The organism is Streptomyces katrae (genome assembly GCF_000966975.1).
Classification (GTDB): domain Bacteria; phylum Actinomycetota; class Actinomycetes; order Streptomycetales; family Streptomycetaceae; genus Streptomyces; species Streptomyces katrae.
Map to the genome: position 1 here is coordinate 1 of NZ_JZWV01001416.1, position 3,084 is coordinate 3,084.

Sequence of the window (3,084 nt, forward strand, 5' to 3'; positions counted from 1 at the left end):
GTGCTGTTCCCCGTGCCGTTCCGTGTCCTGTCGCATGGGAAGAGCCTCGCCCGCTCCGAGCACCGAATCCAGTTCACGTTCCTTACGCGATCCATAAGCTGAGCCGATGCTCGACGTACGCCGCCTGAGGCTCCTGCGTGAACTCGCCCGCCGCGGCACCATCGCCGCCGTGGCCGAAGCCCTCGCCTACAGCCCCTCCGCCGTCTCCCAGCAGCTCGCCGTCCTGGAGCGCGAGGCCGGACTGCCGCTGCTGGAGCGCACCGGCCGCCGGGTCCGGCTCACCCCGGCCGCCCAGAACCTGGTCGGGCACGCCGAGGCGGTGCTGGAGCGGCTGGAACAGGCCGACGCCGACCTCGCCGAGGCCCGCAGCGGCCTCGCCGGGGTACTGCGCATCGGGGCCTTCCCCACCGCGACCCGCGCCCTCGTCCCCGCCGCCCTGGTCGACCTGGCCCGGCGCCACCCGGCGCTGGAGCCGATGGTCCACGAGACCGACCCGGCGGCGGTCGCCCACGCGCTGCGGGCCGGGGACCTGGACGTGGCCCTGGTCCACGAGTACGACTTCGTCCCCGCGGCCCCCGAGCCGGGACTGGCCACCCGGCCGCTGTACGGGGAGGCGATGTACCTGGCCGCCCCGCGCCCCGAGGCGGCACCCGCCGCGGGGCCCGGAACGGCCGGCCACGACCAGGGCGAGGTCCTGCGGGGCCACCGGGACGCGCCCTGGATCACCGCCACTCCCGGCACCCTCTGCCACGCCATGACCCTGCGCGCCTGCCAGGCCGCCGGGTTCACCCCGCGCGTCCGGCACCGCGTCGACGAGTTCGCCACCGTCCTCGCGCTGGTCGCGGCCGGCCAGGGGGTGGCCGTCGTACCGCAGCTCGGGGTGACCGGCCCCCCGGACCCCGCGGTCGCCCTGACCCGCCTCCACATGGAACGCCGCACCAAGATCGCCTTCCGCAGCGGAGCCGGCGCCCACCCCGCCGTGGCGGCCTTCGCCGCCTCCCTCCGGGCCGCCGTACCGCAGGATCTGGCCGAGCCGCGCGCCGGTACGTGACACAACTCCCGTACCGCACGCCGCCCGTGTACGTTCGGTGATCCAGACCGATCCGATCAGAACGGGGTACGACGTGACACATCGCGTACGAGGAGTCATCGCGCGCAGCAAGGGCGCACCGGTGGAGACGACCACGATCCTCGTGCCCGACCCGGGCCCGGGCGAAGCCCTGGTCAAGGTCCAGGCCTGCGGGGTCTGTCACACCGACCTGCATTACCGGGAGGGCGGGATCAATGACGAGTTCCCCTTCCTCCTCGGCCACGAGGCGGCCGGCGTCGTCGAGTCCGTCGGCCCGGACGTCACCTCCGTCGCCCCGGGCGACTTCGTGGTCCTCAACTGGCGTGCGGTGTGCGGCACCTGCCGGGCCTGCAAGCGCGGACGCCCCTGGTACTGCTTCGCCACGCACAACGCCACCCAGCCCATGACCCTGGAGGACGGCACCCCCCTCTCCCCGGCGCTGGGCATCGGGGCCTTCGCGGAGAAGACCCTCGTCGCCGCCGGCCAGTGCACCAAGGTCGACCCGGCCGCCTCGCCCGCCGCCGCGGGGCTCCTGGGCTGCGGGGTGATGGCCGGCCTCGGCGCCGCCCTGAACACCGGCAACGTCGGGCGCGGCGACTCGGTCGCCGTCATCGGCTGCGGGGGAGTGGGCAACGCGGCCGTCGCCGGCGCCCGGCTGGCCGGCGCATCGAAGATCATCGCCGTGGACCTGGACGACCGGAAGCTGGAGTGGGCGCGCGGACTCGGCGCCACCCACACCGTCAACGGGCGCGCGCAGGACGTGGTCAAGGCGATCCAGGAGCTGACCGGGGGCAACGGCGCGGACGTGGTCATCGAGGCCGTCGGCCGCCCCGAGACCTACCAGCAGGCCTTCTACGCCCGGGACCTGGCCGGCACCGTGGTGCTGGTCGGCGTACCGACGCCGGAGATGAAGCTCGAACTCCCGTTCCTCGACGTCTTCGGCCGGGGCGGCGCCCTCAAGTCCTCCTGGTACGGCGACTGCCTGCCCGAACGCGACTTCCCCCTGCTGATCGACCTCTACCTCCAGGGCCGGCTCGACCTCGACGCCTTCGTCTCCGAGACCATTCCGCTCGACGGGGTCGAGGAGGCCTTCGCCCGCATGGAGCGCGGCGAGGTCCTCCGCTCGGTGGTCGAGTTCTGACCGGCTGACCCGCGGAAGCGTTCCGTAGACTCGGCCGGACCGCACACCTCCGCCCACCCCGGCCGCGACCCGGCCGGGGCCCCGGCGGAGGCCCGGGACCTGTCGGCTCGTTCCCGTCGCCGCTCTCCGGGCGACGACGGGAACGCGCCGACAGGCCCCCCACAGCCCAGGAGCCGTCCGTGACCCGCCAGCGCAGCCACAGCTACCGCCAGCCCGGTGTCGTCCTCACCGACCACCACTTCACCGTGCCGCTCGACCACGCCCGCCCCGACGGGGAGCACATCGAGCTCTACGCGCGCGAGACCGTGGCGACCGGCAAGGACCCCGAGCGGCTGCCCTGGCTGCTCTACCTGGAGGGCGGCCCGGGCTTCGGGGCGCGGCGCTTCACCGGACGGGAGGCCTGGCTGGAGCGGGCCCTCGCCGACTACCGGGTCCTCCTCCTCGACCAGCGCGGAACCGGCCGCTCCACCCCGGCCAACCGGCAGACGCTGCCCCTGCGCGGCACCCCCGCCCAGCAGGCCGACTACCTCGCCCACTTCCGCGCCGACTCCATCGTCCGCGACGCCGAGAGCATCCGCCGCACCCTGACCGGCGGCGCGCCCTGGACCGTGCTCGGCCAGAGCTTCGGCGGGTTCTGCACCACCCACTACCTCTCCACCGCCCCCGAGGGCCTCACCGCCGCCCTGATCACCGGCGGCCTGCCCGCCCTCGACGCCACCGCGACCGAGGTCTACGAGGCCGCGTACCCCCGCGTCGAACGCAAGAACCTCGCCCACTACGCCCGCTACCCCATGGACGTCGAGCGCGCCCGCCGCATCGCCGCCCACCTCGCCGAGCGGCCCGCCGAACTCCCGGGCGGCCACCGGCTCACGAC

3 protein-coding genes are annotated in these 3,084 nt (G+C 74.7%); all 3 read left to right on the forward strand.

Annotated elements, in window-relative coordinates; all coding sequences use genetic code 11:
- Window positions 1–106: 106 nt before the first annotated feature.
- On the forward strand, window positions 107–1,051 hold the full coding sequence (locus VR44_RS37865; RefSeq protein WP_045952216.1) for a LysR substrate-binding domain-containing protein: 945 nt from the start codon (window positions 107–109) through the stop codon (window positions 1,049–1,051).
- Window positions 1,052–1,124: 73 nt separating this feature from the next.
- A complete protein-coding gene (locus VR44_RS37870; protein WP_045952218.1) occupies window positions 1,125–2,210 on the forward strand; it encodes an S-(hydroxymethyl)mycothiol dehydrogenase in 1,086 nt (361 codons plus the stop codon).
- 179 nt (window positions 2,211–2,389) lie between these two features.
- The coding region (locus tag VR44_RS37875; RefSeq protein WP_045952217.1) for an alpha/beta fold hydrolase at window positions 2,390–3,084 on the forward strand (695 nt) is incomplete at its 3' end.

Bases quoted from the DNA above. Each gene is read 5' to 3' on its own strand.
- VR44_RS37865 (WP_045952216.1), top strand. From the start codon at position 107: ATGCTCGACGTACGCCGCCTGAGGCTCCTGCGTGAACTCGCCCGCCGC.